Annotated in this window: 20 protein-coding genes; 5 read left to right on the top strand and 15 right to left on the bottom strand. The window is 52.5% G+C overall.

The genetic code is table 11. The annotated features are described in order from the left end of the window. Positions 1 to 102 precede the first annotated feature (102 nt). The 13 genes from ACU52_RS02300 to ACU52_RS02240 all read right to left on the bottom strand — a co-directional run bounded on the left by ACU52_RS02300 (position 103) and on the right by ACU52_RS02240 (position 13,107). A complete protein-coding gene (locus tag ACU52_RS02300) occupies positions 103 to 1,557 on the bottom strand; it encodes a protein kinase domain-containing protein (RefSeq protein ID WP_053397599.1) in 1,455 nt (484 codons plus the stop codon). 8 nt (positions 1,558 to 1,565) lie between these two features. Beyond that, positions 1,566 to 2,804, bottom strand: a complete 1,239-nt coding sequence (locus ACU52_RS02295; RefSeq protein ID WP_053397598.1) for a Stp1/IreP family PP2C-type Ser/Thr phosphatase — start codon at positions 2,802 to 2,804, stop codon at positions 1,566 to 1,568. 4 nt (positions 2,805 to 2,808) lie between these two features. Then, on the bottom strand, positions 2,809 to 3,459 hold the full coding sequence (locus ACU52_RS02290; RefSeq protein ID WP_053397597.1) for an FHA domain-containing protein: 651 nt from the start codon (positions 3,457 to 3,459) through the stop codon (positions 2,809 to 2,811). A 46-nt stretch (positions 3,460 to 3,505) separates the two neighbouring features. Next, positions 3,506 to 4,639: a hypothetical protein gene (locus ACU52_RS02285; protein WP_147630739.1), complete on the bottom strand. Its 1,134-nt coding sequence runs from the start codon at positions 4,637 to 4,639 to the stop codon at positions 3,506 to 3,508. A gap of 198 nt (positions 4,640 to 4,837) precedes the next feature. Further along, entirely contained in the window at positions 4,838 to 6,064 is a 1,227-nt protein-coding gene (locus ACU52_RS02280; RefSeq protein WP_053397595.1) for a hypothetical protein, read from the bottom strand. A gap of 141 nt (positions 6,065 to 6,205) precedes the next feature. Next, positions 6,206 to 6,829, bottom strand: a complete 624-nt coding sequence (locus ACU52_RS02275) for an FHA domain-containing protein (protein WP_053397594.1) — start codon at positions 6,827 to 6,829, stop codon at positions 6,206 to 6,208. Between the two features lie 18 nt (positions 6,830 to 6,847). Then, positions 6,848 to 7,732: a PP2C family protein-serine/threonine phosphatase gene (locus tag ACU52_RS02270; RefSeq protein ID WP_053397593.1), complete on the bottom strand. Its 885-nt coding sequence runs from the start codon at positions 7,730 to 7,732 to the stop codon at positions 6,848 to 6,850. 53 nt (positions 7,733 to 7,785) lie between these two features. After that, positions 7,786 to 8,499, bottom strand: a complete 714-nt coding sequence (locus tag ACU52_RS02265) for an FHA domain-containing protein (RefSeq protein ID WP_053397592.1) — start codon at positions 8,497 to 8,499, stop codon at positions 7,786 to 7,788. 20 nt (positions 8,500 to 8,519) lie between these two features. After that, a complete protein-coding gene (locus ACU52_RS02260; RefSeq protein ID WP_053397591.1) occupies positions 8,520 to 9,140 on the bottom strand; it encodes an FHA domain-containing protein in 621 nt (206 codons plus the stop codon). A 17-nt stretch (positions 9,141 to 9,157) separates the two neighbouring features. Then, entirely contained in the window at positions 9,158 to 9,922 is a 765-nt protein-coding gene (locus ACU52_RS02255; RefSeq protein ID WP_053397590.1) for a caspase family protein, read from the bottom strand. Positions 9,923 to 9,945: 23 nt separating this feature from the next. Next, positions 9,946 to 10,641: an FHA domain-containing protein gene (locus tag ACU52_RS02250; protein WP_021854078.1), complete on the bottom strand. Its 696-nt coding sequence runs from the start codon at positions 10,639 to 10,641 to the stop codon at positions 9,946 to 9,948. A 41-nt stretch (positions 10,642 to 10,682) separates the two neighbouring features. Next, positions 10,683 to 11,297, bottom strand: a complete 615-nt coding sequence (locus tag ACU52_RS02245; protein ID WP_162207743.1) for a UpxY family transcription antiterminator — start codon at positions 11,295 to 11,297, stop codon at positions 10,683 to 10,685. Between the two features lie 1,048 nt (positions 11,298 to 12,345). Continuing rightward, positions 12,346 to 13,107: an EFR1 family ferrodoxin gene (locus ACU52_RS02240; protein ID WP_053397588.1), complete on the bottom strand. Its 762-nt coding sequence runs from the start codon at positions 13,105 to 13,107 to the stop codon at positions 12,346 to 12,348. A gap of 304 nt (positions 13,108 to 13,411) precedes the next feature. On the opposite strand from ACU52_RS02240, the gene ACU52_RS02235 reads away from it, so the two are divergent. After that, positions 13,412 to 13,900, top strand: a complete 489-nt coding sequence (locus ACU52_RS02235; protein WP_053397587.1) for a DUF3592 domain-containing protein — start codon at positions 13,412 to 13,414, stop codon at positions 13,898 to 13,900. A 122-nt stretch (positions 13,901 to 14,022) separates the two neighbouring features. On the opposite strand, the gene ACU52_RS02230 is transcribed toward ACU52_RS02235, so the two are convergent. Both ACU52_RS02230 and ACU52_RS02225 read right to left on the bottom strand, forming a co-directional pair. Then, on the bottom strand, positions 14,023 to 15,360 hold the full coding sequence (locus ACU52_RS02230; protein ID WP_082335123.1) for a S41 family peptidase: 1,338 nt from the start codon (positions 15,358 to 15,360) through the stop codon (positions 14,023 to 14,025). Positions 15,361 to 15,527: 167 nt separating this feature from the next. After that, on the bottom strand, positions 15,528 to 16,916 hold the full coding sequence (locus tag ACU52_RS02225; protein ID WP_053397585.1) for a sigma-54-dependent transcriptional regulator: 1,389 nt from the start codon (positions 16,914 to 16,916) through the stop codon (positions 15,528 to 15,530). A gap of 252 nt (positions 16,917 to 17,168) precedes the next feature. Between ACU52_RS02225 and ACU52_RS02220 the strand changes: the two genes are divergently transcribed. From ACU52_RS02220 to ACU52_RS02205, 4 genes are read left to right on the top strand one after another with little or no spacing between them, the layout of a single operon-like run. Then, a complete protein-coding gene (locus tag ACU52_RS02220; protein WP_053397584.1) occupies positions 17,169 to 18,599 on the top strand; it encodes a nucleoside hydrolase-like domain-containing protein in 1,431 nt (476 codons plus the stop codon). 27 nt (positions 18,600 to 18,626) lie between these two features. After that, positions 18,627 to 20,045 carry a DUF1593 domain-containing protein gene (locus ACU52_RS02215; protein ID WP_053397583.1) on the top strand — a complete coding sequence of 473 codons (1,419 nt, stop codon included), beginning with the start codon at positions 18,627 to 18,629 and terminating at the stop codon, positions 20,043 to 20,045. A 28-nt stretch (positions 20,046 to 20,073) separates the two neighbouring features. Next, complete coding sequence (locus ACU52_RS02210; protein WP_021854529.1) at positions 20,074 to 21,234, top strand: sialidase family protein; 1,161 nt, start codon at positions 20,074 to 20,076, stop codon at positions 21,232 to 21,234. Between the two features lie 56 nt (positions 21,235 to 21,290). Further along, positions 21,291 to 22,682 carry a pectate lyase family protein gene (locus ACU52_RS02205; protein WP_053397581.1) on the top strand — a complete coding sequence of 464 codons (1,392 nt, stop codon included), beginning with the start codon at positions 21,291 to 21,293 and terminating at the stop codon, positions 22,680 to 22,682. Positions 22,683 to 23,004: the final 322 nt, after the last annotated feature.

Here is a 23,004-nt window from a genome sequence, read left to right as displayed (position 1 = left end):
GAAATGATATCTTTTGAAACTATAACTGTCAGCTGCCAGTCAGGATAATTCCGCCGGCGGGTAATGTCTCCAAGAGTCTTATATATCAGTAATGGAAGGTTATCACACAAGGATGACGAATTTCCACACGACCATGGATATGATGGACAATATTGCCGCACCCCATCCGAGCCTGCGGTGGTCAGACTTGTATTTGTATATTTTTTCGCCGCTCACCATCTCCACCTTTCCTGTGGCTACCACCGTGCCAAGTATTATTCCTAAGAATCCGCCGAGAATGGCAAATATGTAGGCTGCTATCAGCCATCCCGTGGCATCCTTCTCTACATATTTAGCGTTTTCTTCATTGGGCTTGGATATGGTTGTCGTTTCCGACACGGTGTTGTCATCTTCCGTCGGCGTGTCTTCCGCGTCCTGTATGGCACGTGCACGCTTGTCGAGTTCTTCCACCACTTTGTTCCAGTCGAGATGTCCCTCAATCACTCCTGCGAGATAAATCTCCGGGGCAGGCCCGCTGGCGGGGATGTTTACCGAGGTCTTGCATACAGACTTGCGGTTTACGATAGTGCCGTTTGAGCTGCAGTCTGTGAACACATAATATTTTCCTCCGGTAAACTCCTTCAGCTCTATGTCAGCGTGGTGGCGGCTTATCTTTCGTGCCGAGTCGTTCACTATGATGTCGCACATCTCGCGGCCTACTGATATCTTCACCGGCATGTTGCGCGATGATATGTTGCTTACGTTGGTGCCGTTGCTCAGTGCCGACATAAACTCGTAGCAGCTTTGGTAGCGCTGCATCATGTTCTTGGCCGTAGCCTTGTCGAGCACCTTCTGCAGCACGTCGGATATGCCCTTCTTGTATTTGGAGAGCTTCGGAAATTCGTCGTTTATTATCGAGTCTTTCGTCTCAAACTCGTTGGAGAGCGTGTTGAAGGCATGGTGTCCTGTGAGCATATAGAAGAACACGCAGCCTACGGCATATATGTCCGAACGGTAGTTTATGGAGTAGCCGGCAGCCTGCTCCGGACTCATATATCCGTTTGTGCCGAGTATAGAGCCCGGTATGGTGTTGCCGTTATTGTTGTCAAGATCCTTGGCTATGCCGAAGTCCAGCAGGCAGATGCTGCCGTCAGGGCGCACCATGATGTTCGACGGCTTGATGTCGCGGTGCACGATGTGTGAGTCGTGTACGCACTGCAGCGCGTCGAGTATTTTCATCATCATCTCCACAGCCTGCTGTTCTGGTATGGGGCCATGCCTTGTTACATACTGTTCGATGTTCAGTCCTTCAACAAGTTCCATGACGATATAGTAGCACTGTGTGTGCTCGTCGCGGAAGGCCGAATAGAGCTTTACGATAGAGGGGTGGTCTATTCTTACAAGGAACTTCACCTCCTTTTCTATTCTGTCTATTATCGACCAGTCGGTGGCAAATTCCGGGAGAATCTCCTTTATCGCCACTATGTTGCCCTTGGTGTCGCGTGCACGGAATATTCTCCCCATGCCTCCACGGGCAATAGGCTCGTCGTCAATGATATAGTTAGCAATTTGTCTCATCGAGATAATTATTTTTCGCCTTTTAGATTTTCATACACAATGCCATCTTTCTCTTTCCTGCCGGTGTCTCCGCTCTTTTCCTCGACAATCTTTTTCTTTATCTCTTCTGTCTTTGAGCTTCCTTTCTTGTCAGTTGTTTTTTGAGCTTCTTTCGTGATGGCTTTCTTTGTAGATATTTTGTTGTCTGTAACCTTTGGCTTTACGGTCTTGACGGGCTCGCTTTCCTTTACGGTAATCACCTTCTTCACCTCCTTTGTGCTATTGGTAGTCTCGGGTGCTGAAGGTTCAGCGGTCTCAGCTTTCTGCTGCGGCTTTGCCTGTGTCTGTGTCTTCTTCATTATTACCTCGGGCTTTGTCTGCGGCTTGCTGTCCTTGTTCAGGTACCAGTAGATGCCTCCGCCGGCTATTGCCACCATCAGCAGGCCTATTACGGAGTAAAGCAGCGTGTGGCTTTTCTTTGCGCGTGTTGAGGTGTAGCCGTTGGGCTGCATGCTGCCGCGCTTGCCTCCTCCGCCAGGAAACTCCACGAGCTGCACCGTTATGTTGTCTACTCCTCCTGCATCGTTGGCCTGGCTCACCAGCATGTCTGCACGCTCCTTCAGCGGCAGGTCATAGCGCGTTACGGTGTTGAGTATGGCATTGTTGCTGACCATTCCGCTGAGGCCGTCGGAACACAGCACAAACACACCGCCCGGTTCTGGCGTTATAGGCATCTGTCCTATCACGGGAGGTGTCATGTTTTCAAGTCCGAGGGCATTGGTTATCTGGTTCTTGTCCTGATGATGCTCGGCGTCTTCCTTGCTTATCTGTCCTGAGTCGACGAGCGCCTGGACATACGACTGGTCTTTGGTTATCTGATGTATGTTACGGTTGGCCACGTAGTATATGCGGCTGTCTCCCACAGAGCCGTAGTACACCTGTCCGTCCCTGATGATGATCATCACGCATGTAGCCCCCATGCCGCTTAGTCCGTCGTTCTGCGAAGCCCTGCGCAGTATGGCCTGGTTGGCGGCAATGATAGAGCTGTTGATAGCCTCTTCGGCTGTGGCGAATGTGTTGTCGGTCAGGATGTCCTGTATCACGGCCACGGCGAGCTGCGATGCCACGTCGCCGGCCTTCTGTCCGCCCATGCCGTCGCATACTACAACGACTCTTCCGTTTGGAGAGTCGAACGTGGTCATGCTGTCTTCATTAACGCTGCGCACCCTGCCCGTGTCGGTGCAGTTGGCTATTATATAGTTTTCCATGATTTTATCCTATTTGTGGTATTGCTATGAAAATGAACACGGTGCTGCCCAGGCGTATTATGTCGTAGTTCTTCAGTTCGCCTTCGTCTGAAAGCTCCTTGTTGACGAAGGTTCCGTTGCTCGACTGCTCGTCGCGGTATTTGAACTTGTTGTCCACGTTTCTGTAAAGGAGCGACATATGGCGGCCCGACATCTGCTTGTCTTCCGGCACGCAGATGTCGCATGAGCGGTCGCGTCCGATAAAGTTCTTGCCCTCATAAATGTTGTATGACTTGCCCAGCGGATCGCGGTTGTAGGTTACCAGAAATCCTACCAGCTTGCGTCCCTGTGCCGTGGGCACGCCTTTGGGCTGTCTGATTATGGTGCCGTTCACGGGTCTTTGTGCCGACTGCTGCTGTCCGGGGAAGCGTGTCTCGCCGGCAGCGTCCATTCCGCCCATCACAGGCGAACCCATTGCCCCCTGCTGCGGCATTCCTGCAGGAGGGGCAACGCGTGTTCTGTATGCTGAGTCAGGAGCCTGGTCGAACGGAGGCATTCCGAAATCTTGTTTTGAGTTAAACTGTGTGCTGTTGCCGTCTTTCGGGCACAACGGACATTCGTCACCATAGATGTTAGAGTCGTATATATGTCCGTTTGGACAAGTTTTCTTAGGCATATTCTTAATTGTTTTTATTGTTTGACTATCTGTGTTATTTCTCTATTTATCCAAGAAACTCCTCATTCTCCATCATGGAGTCGAGCGATTCGCTGTTCTCGTCGGCCTCGGCATCAGCATTGTTTTCGGCCAGGTCACTGTCGTATTCAATGTTGTCTGGCTCGCCGTATGTTTCGGCTTGTGCCATTGCAGGATCGTCCACTTCGGGAGTGTATGTGCTGTCGTCAGTATAAGTATCGTTCTCGGCTATATATTCTTCAGGCTGTTCGTCGGCAGCATATATGTCGTTTTCGGCTATGTCTTCGTTGAATCCGTCGTCTATACGGCTTTCAGGGTTGGGCAAACCTTCCATTTCGGCTGAATACCTGTCGTTTTCTGCCAGATACTGGTTAGAGTTATATCCGTCTACCAGTCCGTTAGGGTTGTAGTCAGGATTGTTCTCTGCGAAGTCGCCGTGGTATGCCTCGCCGGTTTTCTCGTCTTCAAAGTTGTTGTATATAGGCTCCTGGTTCTGTGCTATATAGTTTTCATTTGCTTGATGCTGTTCATCGTATCCGTTTATCTCCTGTGGGGTGAATCGCTCGTTGGTTACCTGAGCCGTTTCGTGTCCCATGTGTATGTTGTCCGACTCGCTGAGCTGCATGAACTCGTCCTGGTCGAAGCGGTTGTTTCCGTTTGAGTCTACGGCAAGCAGGTCAGCCACACCGTCGCCGTCGCCGTCGGCTATTGCGAATTTATGGCCGTTGATGGTGCCTTCCTCGATAGAGCCTATCTTTGTGTCGCCTACATAGAAGTTTGTGGTTTCGTCCCATGTTACGTTCGGCTCTTCTGCCGCCTGTGCCTCCTCATGATACACTTCTGCCGCCGGTTTTTCCACTATCACCACGTGTTCTGTCGTTGTGTGCGTAGCGGTGTGAGTCTCCTGGGTTTCTTGTGTTTCAGCTTCCTTATATTCGCTTCCTGCCTCGGCTCCGCCTATTATGTCTTCAGTTGTAAGCGTCTCGTCTGCCGTCTGTCCTTCAGGCTGTCCTGCCGCATAGGCTGCTCCGCCGGCCACTGCCGCTCCTCCTAAGAAGGCTGCTCCGCCAACAGCTATTCTCTTTGCTGCATTGCTCTTCTGGATGGCTTTATCCTCATAATCCTCAACGTTCATTCCTGGGTTAGTTCCGTTAGTATTCATAATCTTACAGTTTAATGGTTATTTTTTCGTTTTCTGTTCTCAGAGGCTTCAGCCCTTAGCCGGCTTTGCCTTTATATTAGTATAGATTTGTTTAGGATGACTTTCTTACGGTTAACTCAAATTTTTTTTCAGGCGGGCGTCGTTCATTATAGGAGATATAGCCTGAAAGCCTGCGCATATATTTATTTTTATGTATGCCTATTTGGTTATTTTTATCACGTAGGTTTCAGGGTTGTCGTCGCATACGAGGGCATAGAAGCCGGGTGAGAGATAGGTGAACGATATGCTGCTAATGCCGCCCGACATGTCGGTTGTCGACGGGTCAATGCAGTTGGTCTTTCTTGTCTTCGTGGTGTAGCCCTGGCTCTTTGTGCCGTTTTTCAGTTCCACGTTGTCGAGGGCTATCAGGTGCCAGCTGCCCTGAAACTTGGCGCCGGCAGCCTTGAAGGTGGTAACGATGCCTTCGGGAAAGGGATACACCTTCTTGTCCACATAGGCCGTGACGCCGTCTTCGGTCATTGTCCTTGCCCTTGATATGGCAAACTCGTTTACGTAGACTCTGCCGGGCTTGTATGTCTCGCCGTCTTCACCGTTGTATGCAGTCCTGTATTCCGTTACGTCGGCTGCCAGTATTTTCTCTTTCGAGCCGTCCTCGTGTAGCAGGGTTACATATTGGTCGTCGGTCTTGGCGCCATAATGCTGAACTGTCATTATGCCGTCCTTGGATGTTCCGTCCTTCATCACTATCGTGTTGACAAATCCTGCCTGACCGAAGAGCGGCTGCGAGAGCGAGCGTGCCACCTTGCGTATCTCGCGTATGTTGCCCATGCCCAGCTCTACCGTTGCCGAACTGGTCTTTACAGCCAGCGTCTGTCCTATCTTCTGCGACACTATGGTTCCGCGGTAAGTCTTTCCTGCCGCCGTCTCCACCTCGTCGTCAACGCCCGTGGCCTCTTCAGCCTCAGGAGCCTTGCGCCTGATTTCCTGTATGTCGTTCCATTTTATGCTGAATGTCGTCGGCACGGCCTGCAGGTAAGTGTCGGTCTGCGCGTTGCCCTTTTCAGTCTTCACCACGTCGGTGTAGGTGTAGTTTCCGGTCGTTATGCTGTGCATCATCAGATAGCGCCCGTCGGCGTTTCCCTGCAGAGCCTTCGTCTCCATGGCCCAGCGCTTCCATTCGCGCGGAAGTTTTTCGTATTTTACATATTTGTCTTTCTTCGACTTTATTTCGCCGTCGCTGACCACCAGCAGTGCTTTTGTTGCCTCCACTGTGATGTCCTTGCCGGGCCTCTGAACCACGATGTTGCCCGTAATCTTTGAGCCGTTTTTCATTATCAGGGTGGTTTCCTGCTGTGCGTATGCAGGAATTATGATGGTCAACAGGAGAACAACTGCTGATGCAGTCTTGTATATAGTTGTCCGCATTATTGTTAAAAACGTTTTTATTATTCTGTGTTTTATCTGCTTTCTGCCGGCAGCTGTTGCTGTAATCCTTAATGCCGGTCGGTATTTATGTCAGCCATCCGGCCTTTGGCTTATTGCCCATGCTGCCGGATGTGCTTATTGTCAGTTTATTACAGGCATGTTGTCCGTGCGTGCATTCACGTTGGCCGATGCCTTGGTCTGCCCTGCGTTGCCTTTAGCCTTTACGGCTTTGCCTGCGCTCTGCTTTCTGCTGCTGCGCCTGCGGGTGCTTGCGTCGTTGTCGCCGGCAGCGGCTTTGGTGCCTATGGGTATCGACATCTCCGTGGGGGCAACCTTGTTGGTGGAGTCTTTGTTCCATTCGCCTTTGCCTTGCTCTACATATTCCTTAGGTGCAGCAGGAGCTGCTTCGGGTGCCGGCGTCTGTCCGGCAGACATGAGCCATACTGCAGCAATGATGACAACAACCAGCAGTGAGGCTGCCGCAATAATAGTCTTGCGCATTGTTACGTAAGGGTCCTTTACCAGGTTCCAGTCGAAGTTCCAGCGGTCTCCGAGCCTTATCTTGTCGTTTCTTGTTACGGGTATGGATGTTCCTTTCAGCATTCTCCTTTCGTTGATGAAGGTGCCGTTGCTGCTTGTGTCGCTTATGGTCATCTTGCCAAGCAGGTTGAACGAGATGACCATGTGGTGTCTGCTCACGTTGTCCCTTTCGTCGGGTATGACAATGTCGCAGTCGTTGCCGCGTCCTACTGTTATTTTCTTCATGCGTTATGTCTGTCTTTTTTATTTCTTCTTCTTTATCTGCCTTATCTGCTCTGACAGAGCGTCCTTTATGCGCCGCATGTAGCTGTACTGGTATGTTGAGTCTTTCTTCATGTCGACAACTATTGCTGTAAGGTTGTCGTGGCTTTCGCCGTTCTGTATGCCTATGGCGTTGACTCTTTCTGTTAGATAGCGCAGGGCTTCGTCGGGACGCTTTGAGGCGTTGAACATCTTTATAATCTCAGGTTCGGGCTCACAGTTCCATATGCCGTCGGAGCAGAGTATGAACCTGTCGCCGGCCCTGTAGGGTATCTTCTCCACCTGGACAGCTGCCTGCGGCCTTATGCCCAGGGCCTTTGTTATTATGTTGGAGAAGCTCGACAGGCGCGCCTGCTCTTCGGTCATCAGATTTTTCGCAACCATCTCGAACACCTTTGAGTGGTCGAAGGTTCTGAATATCTTTTTTCCGCCTCTCAGCTGGTAGATGCGGCTGTCGCCTATGTGTGTCAGATATGCCGCCTCGGGCGTTATGGCCACAACCGTCGTCGTGGTGCCCATGCCGCGCAGCGGCGGGTCGTTGAGCGCGCGCCTGTAGATGGCTGCGTTGGCGTTGGCAACGGCGCTGCTTACGGCCTCGGGGCCAATCTTCTCTGCCGGCACTTCGGCCAGGGTCTGCACTATCTCTGTGGCCGCTATGCGCGATGCCGTCTGTCCGCCGTTCATGCCGCCCATGCCGTCGCATACGGTCAGGATGACAGCCCTGCCGCTGACCATGCCGCCGTATGAGTCCTGGTTTTCTTCGCGTCCGCCTATGCCGGAGCGTCCGTATGCCTCGCATGTGTCTGTTGAGGCTATGAGTTTTATTTCTTCAAGGCCGATTGTAGATGTAGGATGGTTATCGTTCATTGTCAAGCGATATATGTTTCTGTATGATGGTTTACGGGCGTGTGGCCGGCGCGTCAGAACATGCCCGATATGACGGTGCGTGACGAGTCGTCGCTGCTGCCCGATGGTGAGTAGAAGTTGTCCTGTATGTCAGCCTCGGGGCGGGTGTCTGCTGCCGTTGCGGCGCTTGCAGCCGCCATGCCTGTCTCCTCAAAGCCTTCGTCCTCAAAGAGGCCGGCCTCCTCCACGTTGAATGTCTTTACGAGCAGCTTGTAGTGTCTGCCTATGCTTATGACGTCGTTCTCGTTTACGGTCAGAGTGTTATATCTGGCGTCGGTGCCGTTCACTTCGGTTCCGTTGGCCGAGTTGTAGTCTGTTATGGTCATGTTGAAGCGCACGGGGTTGCCCTCCTTGCGTATGTAGAGTATGGCGTGCTCGGGCGACACGGTCTTCTCCCTTAGGCACACGTCGCATCCGGCTGCCTGTCCTATGGCGTTGCGTCCGAGATAGAGCGGGAACATCTCGCCAAGCAGTCCGTGGGATATGGAGAAGAGACAGCCCACTATCACGCGGTTCTGCATGGTTATCTGCCGGGTGTCTCTGTCGGCCACGGCTGTGCCTGACGCGCTTTGTGCCTGGAAGCCATGTCCCTGCGCGCCGGCTATGCACGTGCGGTTGTCGTCGTTGCCCGAACGTGTGTAGAGGCTGCTGAACGCTGCCTCGTCATACTCGCTGCTTCCGGGATTGTCGTAGTCGACGCCCGGTACTATTGTCTTGTTCTGTGACATAATCTATCGTTGTTCAGTGTTTACACCATTTGAAACCTCATCAGGGTTTCGCCCATCTTTATCATGTCGCCCGTCTTCAGGCTGTAAGCCTTGCCCTTGGGTATGGCATGCCCGTTGACGTATACGGGGTTTTCTGTCTTCACGGATGTTATCTGGTAGACAATCTGCCCTGCGGGCGTTTTCACGGTACGCATGCCTGCATGTATGCGGCTCATGGCTATGTCGGGTGTTATCTTTATCTGTGCGGTGCTGTCAGAGCTCTTGCGTCCCAGGTTGTAGTAGTTGCCGTGGGGCAGGCTAATAGTGCCGAAGCTCATGCCCTGGAAGCTCACCTGCAGTATGCCCTTGCTCTTCTGCTGCAGCTCGGGTATGAGCCTTGTCTTCAGTCCGCCGTTGAGGCCCTCTACCACCACCGTCTTGTCTCCCTGTCCGTTGATGACCGACGTGGGCAGTCCCTGGGGCTCGCCTCCTGCCGTAACGGTGGCGCCTGATGCCGGCGCTGCCATGGTCTTCTCAGAGTGCTGCTCCTGCAGTATCACGCTGAACGGCACCTTGTATGAGCATTTGGGACAGCAGAATGTTTCGGGCGGACGGCGCTGAAGCTCGAATCGCCGGCCGCAGTATGGACATTTTATTATCATTGTTGCTATAGTTGTTTTTATTTTACGTAAACGACCACCATGCTGTCGTCGAATTTACCCCACATTTGCGGATGCTGCTGGCCTTCAGTGTCGCTGATTACTCTCGGGTTGACATAGTTGAACAGCTCGCGCGCCGTAACCTTCCTGTCGCCGTTCCTGTCGGCGGCACCCCTGAAGGCCTCGAGTATGCGGCTGATGAAGAATGAGTTGGTCATGTCGGGACTTTCCCACGAAACCTCGTTGGCGCGGCTCGACGTGTAGAGCATCACGCTTGTCTTCTGCGTGCTGCGCCGCGGCGTCCTGCCGCCGTTGCTGTTCTTCAGCGTTAGTCCTCCCGAATAGCATGCCATGGCCAGAATCACCTTGCGGCGGGCCTTGGCCGACTTCATGATGTTCTGTATCTCGTTGTATGTGATGAGGCTCGAGGCGTCTTTGGTCTCGTAGGTGGTAAGTCCGCCCTGCACGCCGTGGCCGCTGTAGACGAAGATTATCTCGTCGTTGGGCGTAGACTTGGCAAACTCCGACTTGAGCACTCTCAGTATGTGGTCGCGCGTGGCGTTGGAGTTGAGCAGCATGAACACGCTGCTGCCGTTGTATTTGTAGAAGAAGCGCGACACGGCACGGGCGTCGCCCACCGAGCAGGGCAGGGGCGGGGCCACCTGCGGATACTTGTATTCGCCTATGCCGACCGACACCACGTAGGTCTTCTGCGGAAATGCCGCTGCTGCCAGCAGTAGCATCAGCGACAGCGATATCAGCTTAATCATGCTTGTGTGTTTCATAATATGATGTCTTTTTAAGGTTGCTATTTTCCCTTGAACTTGCACTTGCAGCTGCTGTTGGGGCATTTGCCCTCGGCCAGGATGTTCTCATAGAGCTTTGTGCCGAAGTGGTAGCCGCACTTGGGGCAGCAGTATTTCTTCCTGAAAAAGCGCTCGTTCTGGTCCTTGCGCTGTATGAGGCTGCGGTTCTTCACGTCAACTATGATCCACGAGAAGCCTATGGCTATTATGCTGCCTGCCACCTTGATGGCGGCGCTGGCGGTGGTGTCGCCTGCAAAGTCCTTGGGCAGAAGCATCGTCAGCAGTATGGCAAAGATACTTCCCAGCGACAGCGACGCCATTCTCATCATCATTATGTTCGACGTCTTGGCCTCGAGCGACATCTTGTTGCGGTTGTAGGTCTCGTAGATGTTGCGCAGCTCGCTTATGTCCACGGCGTCGTCGGTCTTGGGCGGCTGCTGCGCCATAAGCTCCTTTATGCGGAAGGTGTGTCTTGCCCCGAGGCGCACAAGCGTGTTGAGGCTCACCGGAACCTCGCCCGTAAGCCGCTTGAAGCTGCCGCTGGCCGACATTATCCATGTGCCGTTGGTCGAGTTGTTGTCTCTAAGGGTCATTTTGCCGGTGGCCTCGTCAAGATGAAACAAGGCATGCTCGCGGCTTATGCTTGGTTCGGTCAGTTTAAATGGCTGATTACCAAATTTACCGATTAAGATATCCATATCTGTTTAAAATATATTTGCTGTAGATATAATTTGTTTCTTTACTGTTCTGTGACTTTTTGTAAAAATGCCTTCGGGACGTATGCCGTCACTATCGTGCCGAAGCCATTGATGGTTACCCCCACGCGGGTTTGCCTTTTTACGCGGCAGACAAAGCCGCTGAATCCGGTGAACTTACCGCTTATTATCTTCACCTTGTCCCCCTTGGATATGTCGCTCTCAGTGTCGGAGATGAACATCTTGTTCTCGTCTTCAGTTTCATACCATTTGAGGAAAGACTCCATCTGGTCGTCGGGAACTATGAGCGGCTTTATTCCGCTTTTGCCTATCGGACAGCCGTTTTCGTCTTTGTTGGGGATATAATAGTGATGAAGAAAACTGAGCCCGGGGCTTCCCACGTATTTTCTTATCATTCTCTCGGTGGTGTGTACAAACAGAAAGTTGGGTATCAACGATTCTGTTATCAGCTTGCGCTTGCCGCCTATTATGCGCATTTTGTTCGTTACGGGCAGGAACACTTCTATGTTTTCCGCCTCAAGTATGTCTTTGGCTTTTCTCTCCTGTCCGTATGCAGCCCTCATCAGGAACCACACAGCCTCCTGGTCGGGCTTGTCGGGCGGGTCGGCACTTTGTCTCCGGACACTACTGGGGGACACCCCTTTAGCTGATTTACACGTTCTGGGGGACACATCGGAGGCAAATCCGGTGTTTGAGGTTTGCCCGCCTCGCCGGGTGTTCTCATTAGACAACGAGCACATTTTGTCTTAGCGTATTGCGGTTAAGCGCTAAATACATAATTAAAAGACACACCCGTCAGGAAATGTTTGCTCAATTCTCAGATAACAAAGCTTATGCCTGTAAATATCTTTAAGTTAGTAACAAGTTGCAGGTAAATGTCTTTAATATGCAAAATAAGTAAATTGTATACCTTATCCGGTGTTAGCCTGATGGGCCTTGCACTTGAGGCCCCGACCACATTCTGTCACCAGCAGGACCTTATGCCCGCCGTTATCAGTGAACTGTGTTCAGCTTCACCGGAGGTAACAGATATATTAGTTCGTCGACAAAATTAAATAAAAATATAAATATAAACAAAAGATAACGCAAAATAATGAAAAATTTTTTAACCAAAATCGGTTGTTAGTATTCGGTCTGTATTTTTTATATTGAGCTGATTTTGGTTAGATTTTTCATAGGCGCTTTTTATTTCATAGTTTAAATGAGGCGTGGAGATGGCGGTAAAAACTTATGACAAAAATATTTTTCAATCTGGAAAATAAAAAGTAAACGTATGTTAAGGAAATGGCAATAAGAACGTCACTTCATTAACATACGTTTATAAATAAGCCGAAAAATGCCACTAAAATCAGCCATTTCTGAGCCTGAAACCATAAGTTTGAGCCTCAGAAATGACACCTTTTCATCCGTAAACGGGCCACTTTTTATGCGTAAGTGGGCCGGTTATGTTTTTTAACACTTCCGCTTTTCACGCTTATTTGCTGCAACTCGCTGTCAGTCAGTGTCTTAACAAAACGCCCCGTTTTTTGCCCTTTTCTGCCCGACCGCAGCATGGCGAAGAGCATGCGTGTTCTGAGAGCGTCAAATGGTCGGGAAAATATGAAGAATGTTTACAAATAAGTGCTGCTGTCAGGGGTAGGGAATCTTGTAGGTAAGATGCCGGAAACAGTCATACGCCCTGTGATGTCAGATATAAAGCTCACATTCTTTTCTTGTTGAGCATACTTTCTTCAGCATTATGTTTGCTGCAGAGAGGAGCAGTCTGTTCACCTTTCTTGCGCCGTGAGGACATATGGCGGCGCAGCGCATGCATGATATGCAGGCCTTCTTGTCCACCTTTGCAGGGTTGTCTGTGCTGATAGCGCCTGTCGGGCATTTAGAGGCGCACAGGCCGCAGCTTGTGCATTGGCCTGTGGGGCGCGGCACGAAGCCTACGCTTCCTGCCTTCTTGTATGGTCTGTTGCCGGGTATTGCAGGCGTGGCAGAGTCGTTGCTGTTCAGCTTGGCGGCTATCTGTTCGGCATATTTGTTAAGTGCGGTATAATCGTCCTGGTCGGGGCGGTTGGCGGCATATCGGCGGACAATAGAGTGTTCGGCTATGGCTGCCACGGCTGCTACGATGCTGAATCCTGCCTTAAGGGCGCAGTCTTGCAGTTCGGCCAAAGTGTCCTCATAGGCACGGTTGCCGTATACGCATACTATTACGGCCCTTGCGCCGTTGCCGCTTATCTGCGTTATGTGTTCAGCTGCCGGTGCAGGCACGCGTCCGCCATACGACGGAACGGCTATCACGGCCACGTCGTCGTCGTTGAGAGCAACGCCCTTAAAGTCGGCCTTGCGGTCGGTAAGGTCAATGTTTACTATGTCGCTGCCGAGCTTTGCGGCAATAAATCCAGCCACCTTTTCGGTTCCGCCCGTCGGGCTGAAGCATATTTTATATATTTTCATTATTCTTTGTCTGATGTTTGTTTTGTTGCAAATATAATAATTTTAAGGCAAAGTCAGATGAAAAAACTTTGCCGTTTTTTGCCATTGCTCTCGCCTTTGGCTATCTTTGAATAAGATAGTATGCGGCTCGGCAGTGTCAAATGAAAAAAACCTTTGTTGTTTTTATTTGTCGTTGCTCTCGCCTTTGGCTATCTTTGAATAAGATAGTGTGCGGCTCGGCAGTGTCAAATGAAAAAACTTTGCTGTTTTTTATTTGCCATTGCTCTCGCCTTTGGCTATCTTTGTAGCAGAAATGGTTTAGATTATGAAATACACAACAGATAAACGATATTCGGAGCATGGCACGGAGGGGAGATGTGCGGTGTCGTCTCGCAATAAGGTTATTTGTCTTTTGCTCTTTGTCGTAGGACTGCTCATGCTCGGCGGAGGCGTCTACGGCTTTGTGTCGCTGTCGAAGGCTTCAGGCGCTTTGGGCCATGCCACCGGCGTGATAGACAAGCTCAGCTATAAGAGAGAATACTGGCACCGGAAGAGGCGTACGCACTGGGAGATGCGCATAAGCTACGAGACAGAGCGCTACGGCAAGACATATATATCGGAGAAGTGCTATCTGCCATTCTGTAGTGAAGGCGACAGCATTGGGGTGCTGTATAATCCGGATAACCCCTACGACGTGCGCATTCCGGGCAATGAGCGCTGCATATGGTTTACGCTGCTGGGCGTAGGACTGTTATGTATGTCGGGGGTGTGGCTGATGCTCAGGCCGCAGCGGCAAAAAGAGCGGCATGCTTAGCGCCATATAATAAAATAAATGTTCTTTATATATTGCGTTATGTCCGTTTTGCTCAGTCATTATATGGCATAGCAAAACGGACATAATCATGATTTTGTTTTGATAGGGGTTGATGTCTTGTTCTATTTTTTGCCTTTCAGCATCTTCAGCGCAGCCGCTAGTGCTGAGTCGGTCTTGCCCAGTGCGTCGCTTTCGGTATATTCTATGCAGACGTCAGGCTGTATGCCGGTGTTGATAATATCTGAACCGTCGGGATTGGTGAAGCGGCATTCAGCTATCAGCGACGAGTAGCCGTGCCCCCAGTTGCAGAATTTAGGACTGCTTATCACGCCCGCTGTCGGCGTGCCTACAATCTTGCCGAGCGACAGGTTCTTCATTGTTGCGGCAAAGTCTTCGGCTGCCGATGCCGTAAATCCGTCAACAAGAATTATAACGGGGGCGGTTATTCTCAACGAGTCGGGCGTGTTGTTCTTCATCACGAACCAGCCTTCCTGAACGGGCTGCATGGCCACGCCGTTATAGTAGTCGGCCAGTTGGCTGACATTTTTGCCGTACATCTCGTAGGCCGTGTTAGCCACTCTTGTCATAATCTTTAAGCCGTCGAATATGTTAGTGTTTCTGTCGGCGATATGTCTTATTATGTTGTGCCATGACTCGTCTGTTCCTCCTCGGTTTTCGCGTATGTCGAATATCACGCCTTTGGCAGACAAGAAATCAGAGAGGTTATTCTCAAAAGCGCTTTTTATTGTGCCGGGCAACGTGAACGTGCTCATCTTCATATACATGATGTTGCCTGGCAGCTTCTTTATGCGGCATTTTGCCGTGTCGCGTCTGATGCTCCAGTCGTCAGTGTCGTCGTAGTTCCTTATGCTTGTCATGAGTTTTGTGTTTATGGTCTTGCCCTTAGGAGTCGTTATCTCAATATGAAATTCCGCGCCTTCCTTGCCTGTAAGGAATATGTCGAGAGCCTTTCTCTTTCTCCATTCCATGTTGGGAGCCGAAACATACGGATAGACATGCCTTTGCAGATATTCGTCGAGCGTCAAGCCGTCCACCTTCTTAATCTCGCTGCCAACAGGCAACAGCGGTTTTAGCTGCCTTGTAGTGTTGGTTATCAGCAGTTTGTCTCCAGCCCATGTAAGTATCAGCGGCACCCTGTAGCGTATGATGTTGCTGTCGTTAAATCGTGTGTGTCCCTCGTCGAAGTGAGCCATGAACTGTGTCATTAAGCCCGAAAACTCCTGTTCGCTTTCGGCATTCAAGACCTTAGTAAGATAGCATCTGTAAAGACTGTCAGGATTAGTCTCCTTGAATTTCTCAGGAAATGCAAAGTTGTTGCTTATTTCTTTCCATATAGAAGAAAGTATATATATTCTTTCGCTCAGAGTTGTGTCCGCCTTGGCCGTGTATGGCACGATGCACATTAAGGCCAAAGTCGCAATAATTATTCTCCTGATCATGTTACGATGTTTTTGCTGAATGTATAGAGTTAAGTTGACTATGCAAATCTTCAGTATGAATTATGCTGACTAATATGTGAAACTTGTAGCCTTAAAGCATCACCCTTTTAATCGCCACAAGAGTAATCATAATTTTCAATTCTCCATTCTCAATTGGCAAATGCCCGTTACGCCTCGATGTTGTATTTCTGAATCTTGTTATACAGCGTCTTGCGGTCTATGGCGAGCAGTTGGGCCGTCTTGGTTTTGTTGCCGCCCGTGGCGCGCAGGGCGTCTATTATGCGCTGGCGTTCGGTCTGCTCGTCGTGTAGGGCTGTGGGCTCCTGTCTCACGGGGCGCGTCATGGCCTTCGACAGCTCTTCGGTGCCGATGTATGAGCCGCGCGTAAGCAGGGTGGCACGCTTCACCACGTTGTTAAGCTCGCGCAGGTTGCCCGGCCAGCTGTATCGCGCAAGCATCTCCGACGCCTTGTCGTCGAATCCCGCCACGTTGCGTCCCAGCTCCTCGTTGGCCTGACTGACAAAGAGGTCGGCAAACAGAAACAGGTCGGCGCCGCGGTCTTTAAGTTCGGGCATATATATGGTGAACTCGTTGATGCGGTGATAAAGGTCTTCGCGGAACTTTCCGTCGGCCACGAGCTGCGCCAGGTTGCCGTTGGTGGCGCACACCAGTCGTATGTCCACGCTTATCTCTTTTGGCGAGCCTAACGGGCGCACCTTGCGCTCCTGAAGGGCACGCAGCAGCTGCACCTGTACGTCGTAGGTCAGGTTGCCCACCTCGTCGAGGAACAGCGTTCCGCCGTTGGCCTCCTCAAAGGCTCCGCGCTTGTCAGTCGTGGCGCCTGTGAAGGCTCCCTTGGTGTATCCGAAGAACTCTGATGCCGCCACGTCCTTGGGTATGGCTCCGCAGTCGAGCGCAAAGAAGGGCTTGTCGGCGCGGTTGCTCTGGCTGTGAATGCGGCGCGCCACATACTCCTTGCCCGTGCCGCTGGCTCCGAGAATGAGCACCGACATGGGCGTTGGCGCAACGAGGTTTACGTAGTCGTAGAGCTGGCGCGAAGCCTCGCTCGTGCCTTCTATGTATTTCTTGGCGGCCGTGTGCGTCTTCTGTTCTGCCGCCGCGTTGTTGTCGTGGGCTGCTTGTGTTGCTGCTGTCGTCGGCGTAGCTCCTGCCGTGGCGGCTGCTGCTGCGTTGTGGCTGTCGAGCGCATCGTTTATCTTTTGCAGCAGGATGTCGGGCTGCACGGGTTTGGCTATATAGTCGCACGCTCCCGACTTCATGGCCAGCACGGCATTCTGCACTTCGGCATAGCTCGTCATCACGATGAAGGGCGTCTGCATATTCTTCTTGCGCAGCCAGTTGAGCAGAAACAGACCATCGTGGTCGGGCAGACGGAGGTCAGACAGTATGAGGTCGAAGCCTGTGCCGTCGGTCACAGCCCGTGCCGCGGCGCTTACAGAGCTTGTTTTCTCAACCGTGAAACCCTTTTTGCGCAGCCATGTCTGCATCATGGTTGCGTATGTAAGGTCGTCTTCAACTATAAGGATACTTGCCATGTAGGTCAGAATGTTGTTATGATAACAACTGCGTGTCGTCGTGCAAAATTAGCTTTTTTATTATACATGGCGCAATAAACCGTTGTTTTTTATTGCTTTTTAAAACTTTGAGATTAATGTCTGCGGCTTTCAGATATATTGATTTTTGATTATTCGACTGCTATTTGTGCTTTGCGTTGCGTGCCTCGCCGCAAAAAATGTTATATTAGCAGAACATAATCTACAATTTAAAAATCGGAAAATATTAATATCATGAAAATCAAGATTACATTACTGCTTGTTGTCATGGCCGTGCTTCAGCCGCTGAGGCTTTTCGCGGCAGATAAAGGCAATGCAGGCAAGCCCCGCGTGATAGTGCTTACGGACATTGAGAACGAGCCAGACGACGCAATGTCGATGGTGCGCTTCCTGACATACTCTAACCAGTGGGACGTTGAGGGACTTGTTGCCACAACGTCGGTGCATCAGAAGAAGGAGACGGCAGCATGGCGCATACGCGAGATTGTGACGGCATACGGCAAGGTGAGAGACAACCTGCTGAAGCACGAGAAGGGCTATCCCTCGGCCGACTATCTGCTGTCGGTGATAAAGGAGGGACGCCCCGACTACGGCATGCACGCCGTGGGCAAGGGCATGGACTCTGAAGGATCCGAACTGATAATCAAGGCCGTAGACCGCAGCGACAGCCGTCCGGTGTGGGTGCTTGTGTGGGGCGGCCCCAACTGTCTGGCGCAGGCTCTGTGGAAGGTTAAGGCCACGCGCAGCGAGAGCGAGCTTAAGTCTTTTGTGTCGAAGCTCCGCGTGTATGCCATTTCAGATCAGGACGACAGCGGCGTGTGGATAAGAAAGACGTTCAAGGACCTGTTCTATATCGTCAGTCCGGGCTTCCATCGCCTTGGCGGATACCATTACGCCACATGGAGCGGCATCAGCGGCGACAAGTTTCACGGCCGCTTTGCCGGAGCCGACTTCAGCATAGTTGACAATCCGTGGCTCGACGAGCACATACGCAGCAAGGGCGAGCTGGGCAAGCAGTATCCCTACATGAAGTTTCTGATGGAGGGCGACTCGCCCACGTTTATGTATCTCATTGACAACGGACTGGGCTGTGCCGAGCATCCCGACTGGGGCAGCTGGGGCGGACGCTACGAGCTGTATCAGCCGCGCATGGAGCGCTGGTTTATTGAGCCTGAGACAAGGCCGATATGGACCGACGCGCAAGACGAGGTGATGGGCTGCGACGGCTCATGGCACACAAGCAACAAGGCCACGATATGGCGCTGGCGCGAGGCTTATCAGAACGACTTTGCAGCACGCATGGACTGGACCGTGAAGGACTACGGTGAGGCCAATCATCCGCCTGTGCCTGCACTGGCATGTCCGGCAGAGATGACAGCCGCCACGGGCGACACAATAAGGCTGAGTGCCCTGGGCACATCTGACCCAGACGGCGACAGCCTTTCGTACAGCTGGTTCTACTATCCCGAGCCGGGAACCTTCAACGTGGCTACGGCGCGCACGGGCAGTCCGCTAAAGATAGTGGGCCACGACAGCCGCGACGCTTACTTCATAGTGCCCAAGGGCGGCCGTCTCGGCACGATGCACATCATACTCGCCGTTACCGACAGCGGCACGCCGTGCCTTACGCGATATAGCCGTGTGATAGTGAATGTTGTTAAATGACGTTACTGAAAATAAATACTGTTTCAAATGAGAAGAATATTTTTAGCTTGGAGTTTGCCGTTGGTAATATTGCTGTGCGGCGCTCCGTTCCAGGCTGTGGCTCAGGATGACAGAACAAGAGTTATCGTGACGAGCGACGGCGAGATAGACGATGAATGCTCTTTGGTGCGTTTTCTCCTATATTCAAACGAATGGGACATTGAGGGTATCATAACATCAAGCTCGCAATATCACTGGCATGGCCACAAGTGGGCCGGTGACGACTGGATGGAGCCTACGCTGAATGCATATGCCGAGGTCTATCCCAATCTGCTGAAGCACGACAGGAGATATCCTTCGCCTGAATTTTTGCGCAGCCGTACTTATCTTGGCAATGTAGAGACTGAAGGTGAAATGGACAAAGTTACTAAAGGCTCACAGCGTATTGTTGAGGTGCTGCTCGACAATACCGACAAGCGCCCGGTGTGGATACAGGCATGGGGAGGCACGAACACCATAGCCCGTGCGCTGAAGACCATAGAGGAGACTTATCCTGAGCGCATGGCCGAGGTGGCAGACAAGATGAGGCTCTTCCTTATATGGGAGCAGGACAGCACATATCAGGCTTACATACGCCCTCATTGGAAGAAATACAACATAAAGACAATCATATCTGACCAGTTTGAGGCCATCGCCTACCGCTGGAAAATGGTTCAGCCTGATTATATGCAGAAGTATTATGAAGGCGCATGGATGAAAGAAAACATATTGCAGAATCATGGTGCCTTGTGTGGTTCGTATAAGGCTCATGACAATGGCGACTTCCGTTCAGAGGGCGACTCTCCGGCTTTCCTGCATACAATAAATGTCGGACTGCGTAATCTGGAGAATCCCTCATGGGGCGGATGGGGTGGCCGTTATGTGCTGGTGCGCGAGAACACATGGCTTGACCCTGTGCCTGTTGAAGGATATAAGTATCCTGAAGGCCGCTGGTATGGCGATAACGGCTGGGGGCGATGCAGTCTTCGTCCCGGCAGCACTGCCACCGACGAACAGCGCAGCGCTTACTTTAAGCCGATGTGGAGATGGAGCGCTGCAATGCAGAACGATTTTGCGGCCCGTGCCGACTGGTGCGTCAAGTCTTATGCAGAAGCCAACCATCAGCCTGTGGTTGTGCTGGCGCATAGTGCCGACATAAAGGCCAAGCCGGGCAGCAAGGTCAGTCTTAGCGCTGCGGGCACTTCCGATCCCGACGGCGACAGCCTCACCTTCAGCTGGTGGCAGTATGCCGAGGCCGGCACATATCCGGGTTCTGTTGATATATCAGACAGCGGGTCTGTCAATGCAATGCTGACAGTTCCTGCCGATGCAAAGTCCGGGCAGACCATACACGTGGTGTGTGAGGTTACCGACAGCGGCACGCCGCACCTTACGCGCTATGCCCGTGTGGTTGTTACAGTGAAATAAAAAAACATTAAATACAACTTAATATTATATGCAGAAATTATCAATATTGTTATGCTCCTTGTTGCTTGCGGCTTCGGCATGGGCAGGCAGCAAGGCCGATCCGGGCAAGCAGGCCATAGTGCTCGAGGAGTTTGTGTTCATGAAGTCGCCCACGCGCGACTGTCACGCATCGTCTATAATGGAGCTGTCTGACGGTACTCTGCTATGCACATGGTTCGGCGGTACGCGCGAGCGCGCCAAGGACGTAAAGATATGGCTGGCGCGCAAGCCCAAGGGCGGCACGTGGCAGGAGCCTGTAGCCATAGCCGACGGCGAAGGTGGCACGGTGTTCAATCCGGTGCTGGTGCAGCTCAAGGGAGGCGACATACAGATATATTATCTCTGCCCCACGATAGACGAGGGCCGCGTGATAACCTCTTCTGACAACGGCCTCACGTGGAGCCGTCCCGTGGCCCTGCCCAAAGGCTTCGTAGGTCCTGTGGTCAACAAGCCCGTGTATCTCGACGACGGCACCATCGTGGCAGGAGCCAGCCTGCAGGACGCGCCCGGCAAGCGCATACACGTGGAGCGCAGCACCGACAACGGCCGCACATGGACCAAGACGCCGGCGCTGAGCGATCCTGCCGGAACAAAATATAAGCTCATTCAGCCCACCTTCCTCGTACACTCGCAGAAGCGCCTGCAGCTGCTGGCACGCCCCAACGGCAGCGGACCCGACACGAGGATAGCGCAGACATGGTCGGACGACGGCGGACTGACATGGGGCCCGATAACCGACACCACGCTGCCCAACAACAACTCGGCCATAGACGCCGTTACGCTGAAGGACGGCCGCCATCTGCTTGTCTACAACCACTCTACGCGCAACGACACCATAGGCGGGCGCAAGGGCAGGGGCATACTGACCGTGGCCATGACACGCAACGGCATCGACTGGGAGGCTGCCGCCGTGCTTGAATATCGCACCGGCGCCGTGCAGTATTCGTATCCGGCAGTGATACAGACGAGCGACGGACTGGTGCATATCACCTACTCATGGCACCGCAAGCGCATAAAGCACGTGGTGATAGACCCCTCAAAGCTCGTTACCTATCCCATCGTAGACGGCGTGTGGCCCAAGGATAAAATGCCGTGGACAAAGAGCACCGAGACCGAGAGCGTGGCACAAGGCACAGAGGTGCTGCAGTAATGCATAGTGCCCGCACTGTAGCTTCTATATAATGTTAAAACAAGTCTTACTGAACCATGAAGAAACTTATATTTTCTGTTGCAGTCGCCCTCGTGCCGGCATTGTGCATGGCCGACGGCCTTAAGGCTTTCCCCACGGCCGAGGGCTATGGCAAGTTTACCGTAGGCGGCCGCGGAGGCGACGTCTACGAAGTTACCAACCTCAACGACTCTGGCGAGGGCAGCCTGCGCCATGCCGTTGAGGCCGAGGGGCCGCGCACGGTGGTGTTCCGCGTGTCGGGCACCATCGACCTGAAGAAAAAGCTCACAATACGCAACCCCTACATAACCATAGCCGGACAGACCGCTCCCGGCGACGGCATCTGTATAAAGCGCTATCCGCTGAGCATAGCCGCCGACGAGGTGATAATACGCTATATACGTGTGCGCCTGGGCAACGAGAGTGGCGGCAGCGACGACGCCTTAAGCTGCCGCGGCCGCAAGAACATCATACTCGACCACGTGTCGGCAAGCTGGAGCATCGACGAGACCATGTCGGTGTATCACTGCAAGAACGTAACCATACAGTGGTGCATGATCACCGAGAGCCTCTTCGGCTCCAACCACGTTAAGGGCAGCCACGGCTTCGGCGGCATATGGGGCTCCGACCTCAGCACATATCATCACAACCTGATAGCCCATCACTCGAGCCGCAACCCGCGCTGGGCATCGGGAGGCGGGCGCAACGACTATCGCAACAACGTTGTCTACAACTGGGGCTACAACAGCAGCTACGGCGGCGAAAGGCAGCAGAAGGGCAACCCCAAGTTCAGCTCGATAATGGTGAACATGGTGGGCAACTACTATAAGCCCGGTCCGGCCACGCGCGGCGGCAAGGTGTCTTACCGTATAGTAAACCCCGGCAGCCGCGGCGACGACGATTACGGTCTGTGGTATGTAGACGGCAACGTGGTAGAGGGCAACGACGCTGTTACGCGCGACAACTGGAACGGCGGAGTGCAGCCGCAGGGCGGCAGCAGCGTGCTCGACAGGATAAGGCTCGGCAAGCCCTGGAATGCCATGAAGATAGATGAACAGGCGCCACATGAGGCCTACGAGGCTGTGCTCGACAGGGCGGGATGCTCGCTGCCCGTGCGCGACGCGGTGGACCGCCGCATAGTGGCAGAGGTGCGCTCTGGCACGGCCACATTCGGCGGCAAGAGCTACAGCAGCAGGAAAGACACTGGCGATGGCCATGTGCCCACGGGCATAATAGACTCGCAGCAGGATGTGGGCGGATGGCCCGAGCTTAAGAGCGCAGCCGCCCCTGCCGACTCAGACCATGACGGCATGCCCGACGCATGGGAGCGTGAGCACGGCCTCGACCCGTCTGACCCTGCCGACCGCAACGGCCTGGGCAGCAACGGATACACCAATCTGGAGAACTATCTCAACAGCATTGCGCCCTGACGTTCATGCCTGTGGCAAGCCTGCGCGCTGCCATGGGCCATTGCTCAGGCACGATGCACAGTGTAAATAAAAGCCTGGCGGCAATGCCTGACGTGTGGTTTGATGACGGCCTGAAGTGTATGCGCATCTGATAAAGAGAAACATCTCCGGTCAAATCATAATCACTTATCTTGGCTTAAAACTAATGTTCGCAGCTTTTAGACATACGTTTTTTTGATCCTTCTCAGCCGTCATGGCGTCTTGCATCAGCCTGCAAATCAAAAGCACGCCGAAAATCGTAACCATTTTATACGTTTTTCCTTTCAGTCTAAATATTTCGTGT

The sequence above is a fragment of the Xylanibacter rarus genome, from assembly GCF_001275135.1.
GTDB lineage: Bacteria > Bacteroidota > Bacteroidia > Bacteroidales > Bacteroidaceae > Prevotella > Prevotella rara.
This window is presented reverse-complemented; position numbering and strand designations above follow the sequence as displayed.

Coding starts and splice junctions, on each gene's coding strand:
- ACU52_RS02265 (WP_053397592.1), bottom strand. CDS start 8,499: ATGTCACAGAACAAGACAATAGTACCGGGCGTCGACTACGACAATCCC.
- ACU52_RS02230 (WP_082335123.1), bottom strand. CDS start 15,360: ATGATCAGGAGAATAATTATTGCGACTTTGGCCTTAATGTGCATCGTG.
- ACU52_RS02225 (WP_053397585.1), bottom strand. CDS start 16,916: ATGGCAAGTATCCTTATAGTTGAAGACGACCTTACATACGCAACCATG.
- ACU52_RS02280 (WP_053397595.1), bottom strand. CDS start 6,064: ATGCGGACAACTATATACAAGACTGCATCAGCAGTTGTTCTCCTGTTG.
- ACU52_RS02300 (WP_053397599.1), bottom strand. CDS start 1,557: ATGAGACAAATTGCTAACTATATCATTGACGACGAGCCTATTGCCCGT.
- ACU52_RS02220 (WP_053397584.1), top strand. CDS start 17,169: ATGAAAATCAAGATTACATTACTGCTTGTTGTCATGGCCGTGCTTCAG.
- ACU52_RS02295 (WP_053397598.1), bottom strand. CDS start 2,804: ATGGAAAACTATATAATAGCCAACTGCACCGACACGGGCAGGGTGCGC.
- ACU52_RS02215 (WP_053397583.1), top strand. CDS start 18,627: ATGAGAAGAATATTTTTAGCTTGGAGTTTGCCGTTGGTAATATTGCTG.
- ACU52_RS02260 (WP_053397591.1), bottom strand. CDS start 9,140: ATGATAATAAAATGTCCATACTGCGGCCGGCGATTCGAGCTTCAGCGC.
- ACU52_RS02270 (WP_053397593.1), bottom strand. CDS start 7,732: ATGAACGATAACCATCCTACATCTACAATCGGCCTTGAAGAAATAAAA.
- ACU52_RS02285 (WP_147630739.1), bottom strand. CDS start 4,639: ATGAATACTAACGGAACTAACCCAGGAATGAACGTTGAGGATTATGAG.
- ACU52_RS02210 (WP_021854529.1), top strand. CDS start 20,074: ATGCAGAAATTATCAATATTGTTATGCTCCTTGTTGCTTGCGGCTTCG.
- ACU52_RS02290 (WP_053397597.1), bottom strand. CDS start 3,459: ATGCCTAAGAAAACTTGTCCAAACGGACATATATACGACTCTAACATC.
- ACU52_RS02240 (WP_053397588.1), bottom strand. CDS start 13,107: ATGAAAATATATAAAATATGCTTCAGCCCGACGGGCGGAACCGAAAAG.
- ACU52_RS02235 (WP_053397587.1), top strand. CDS start 13,412: ATGAAATACACAACAGATAAACGATATTCGGAGCATGGCACGGAGGGG.
- ACU52_RS02255 (WP_053397590.1), bottom strand. CDS start 9,922: ATGAAACACACAAGCATGATTAAGCTGATATCGCTGTCGCTGATGCTA.
- ACU52_RS02250 (WP_021854078.1), bottom strand. CDS start 10,641: ATGGATATCTTAATCGGTAAATTTGGTAATCAGCCATTTAAACTGACC.
- ACU52_RS02275 (WP_053397594.1), bottom strand. CDS start 6,829: ATGAAGAAAATAACAGTAGGACGCGGCAACGACTGCGACATTGTCATA.
- ACU52_RS02205 (WP_053397581.1), top strand. CDS start 21,291: ATGAAGAAACTTATATTTTCTGTTGCAGTCGCCCTCGTGCCGGCATTG.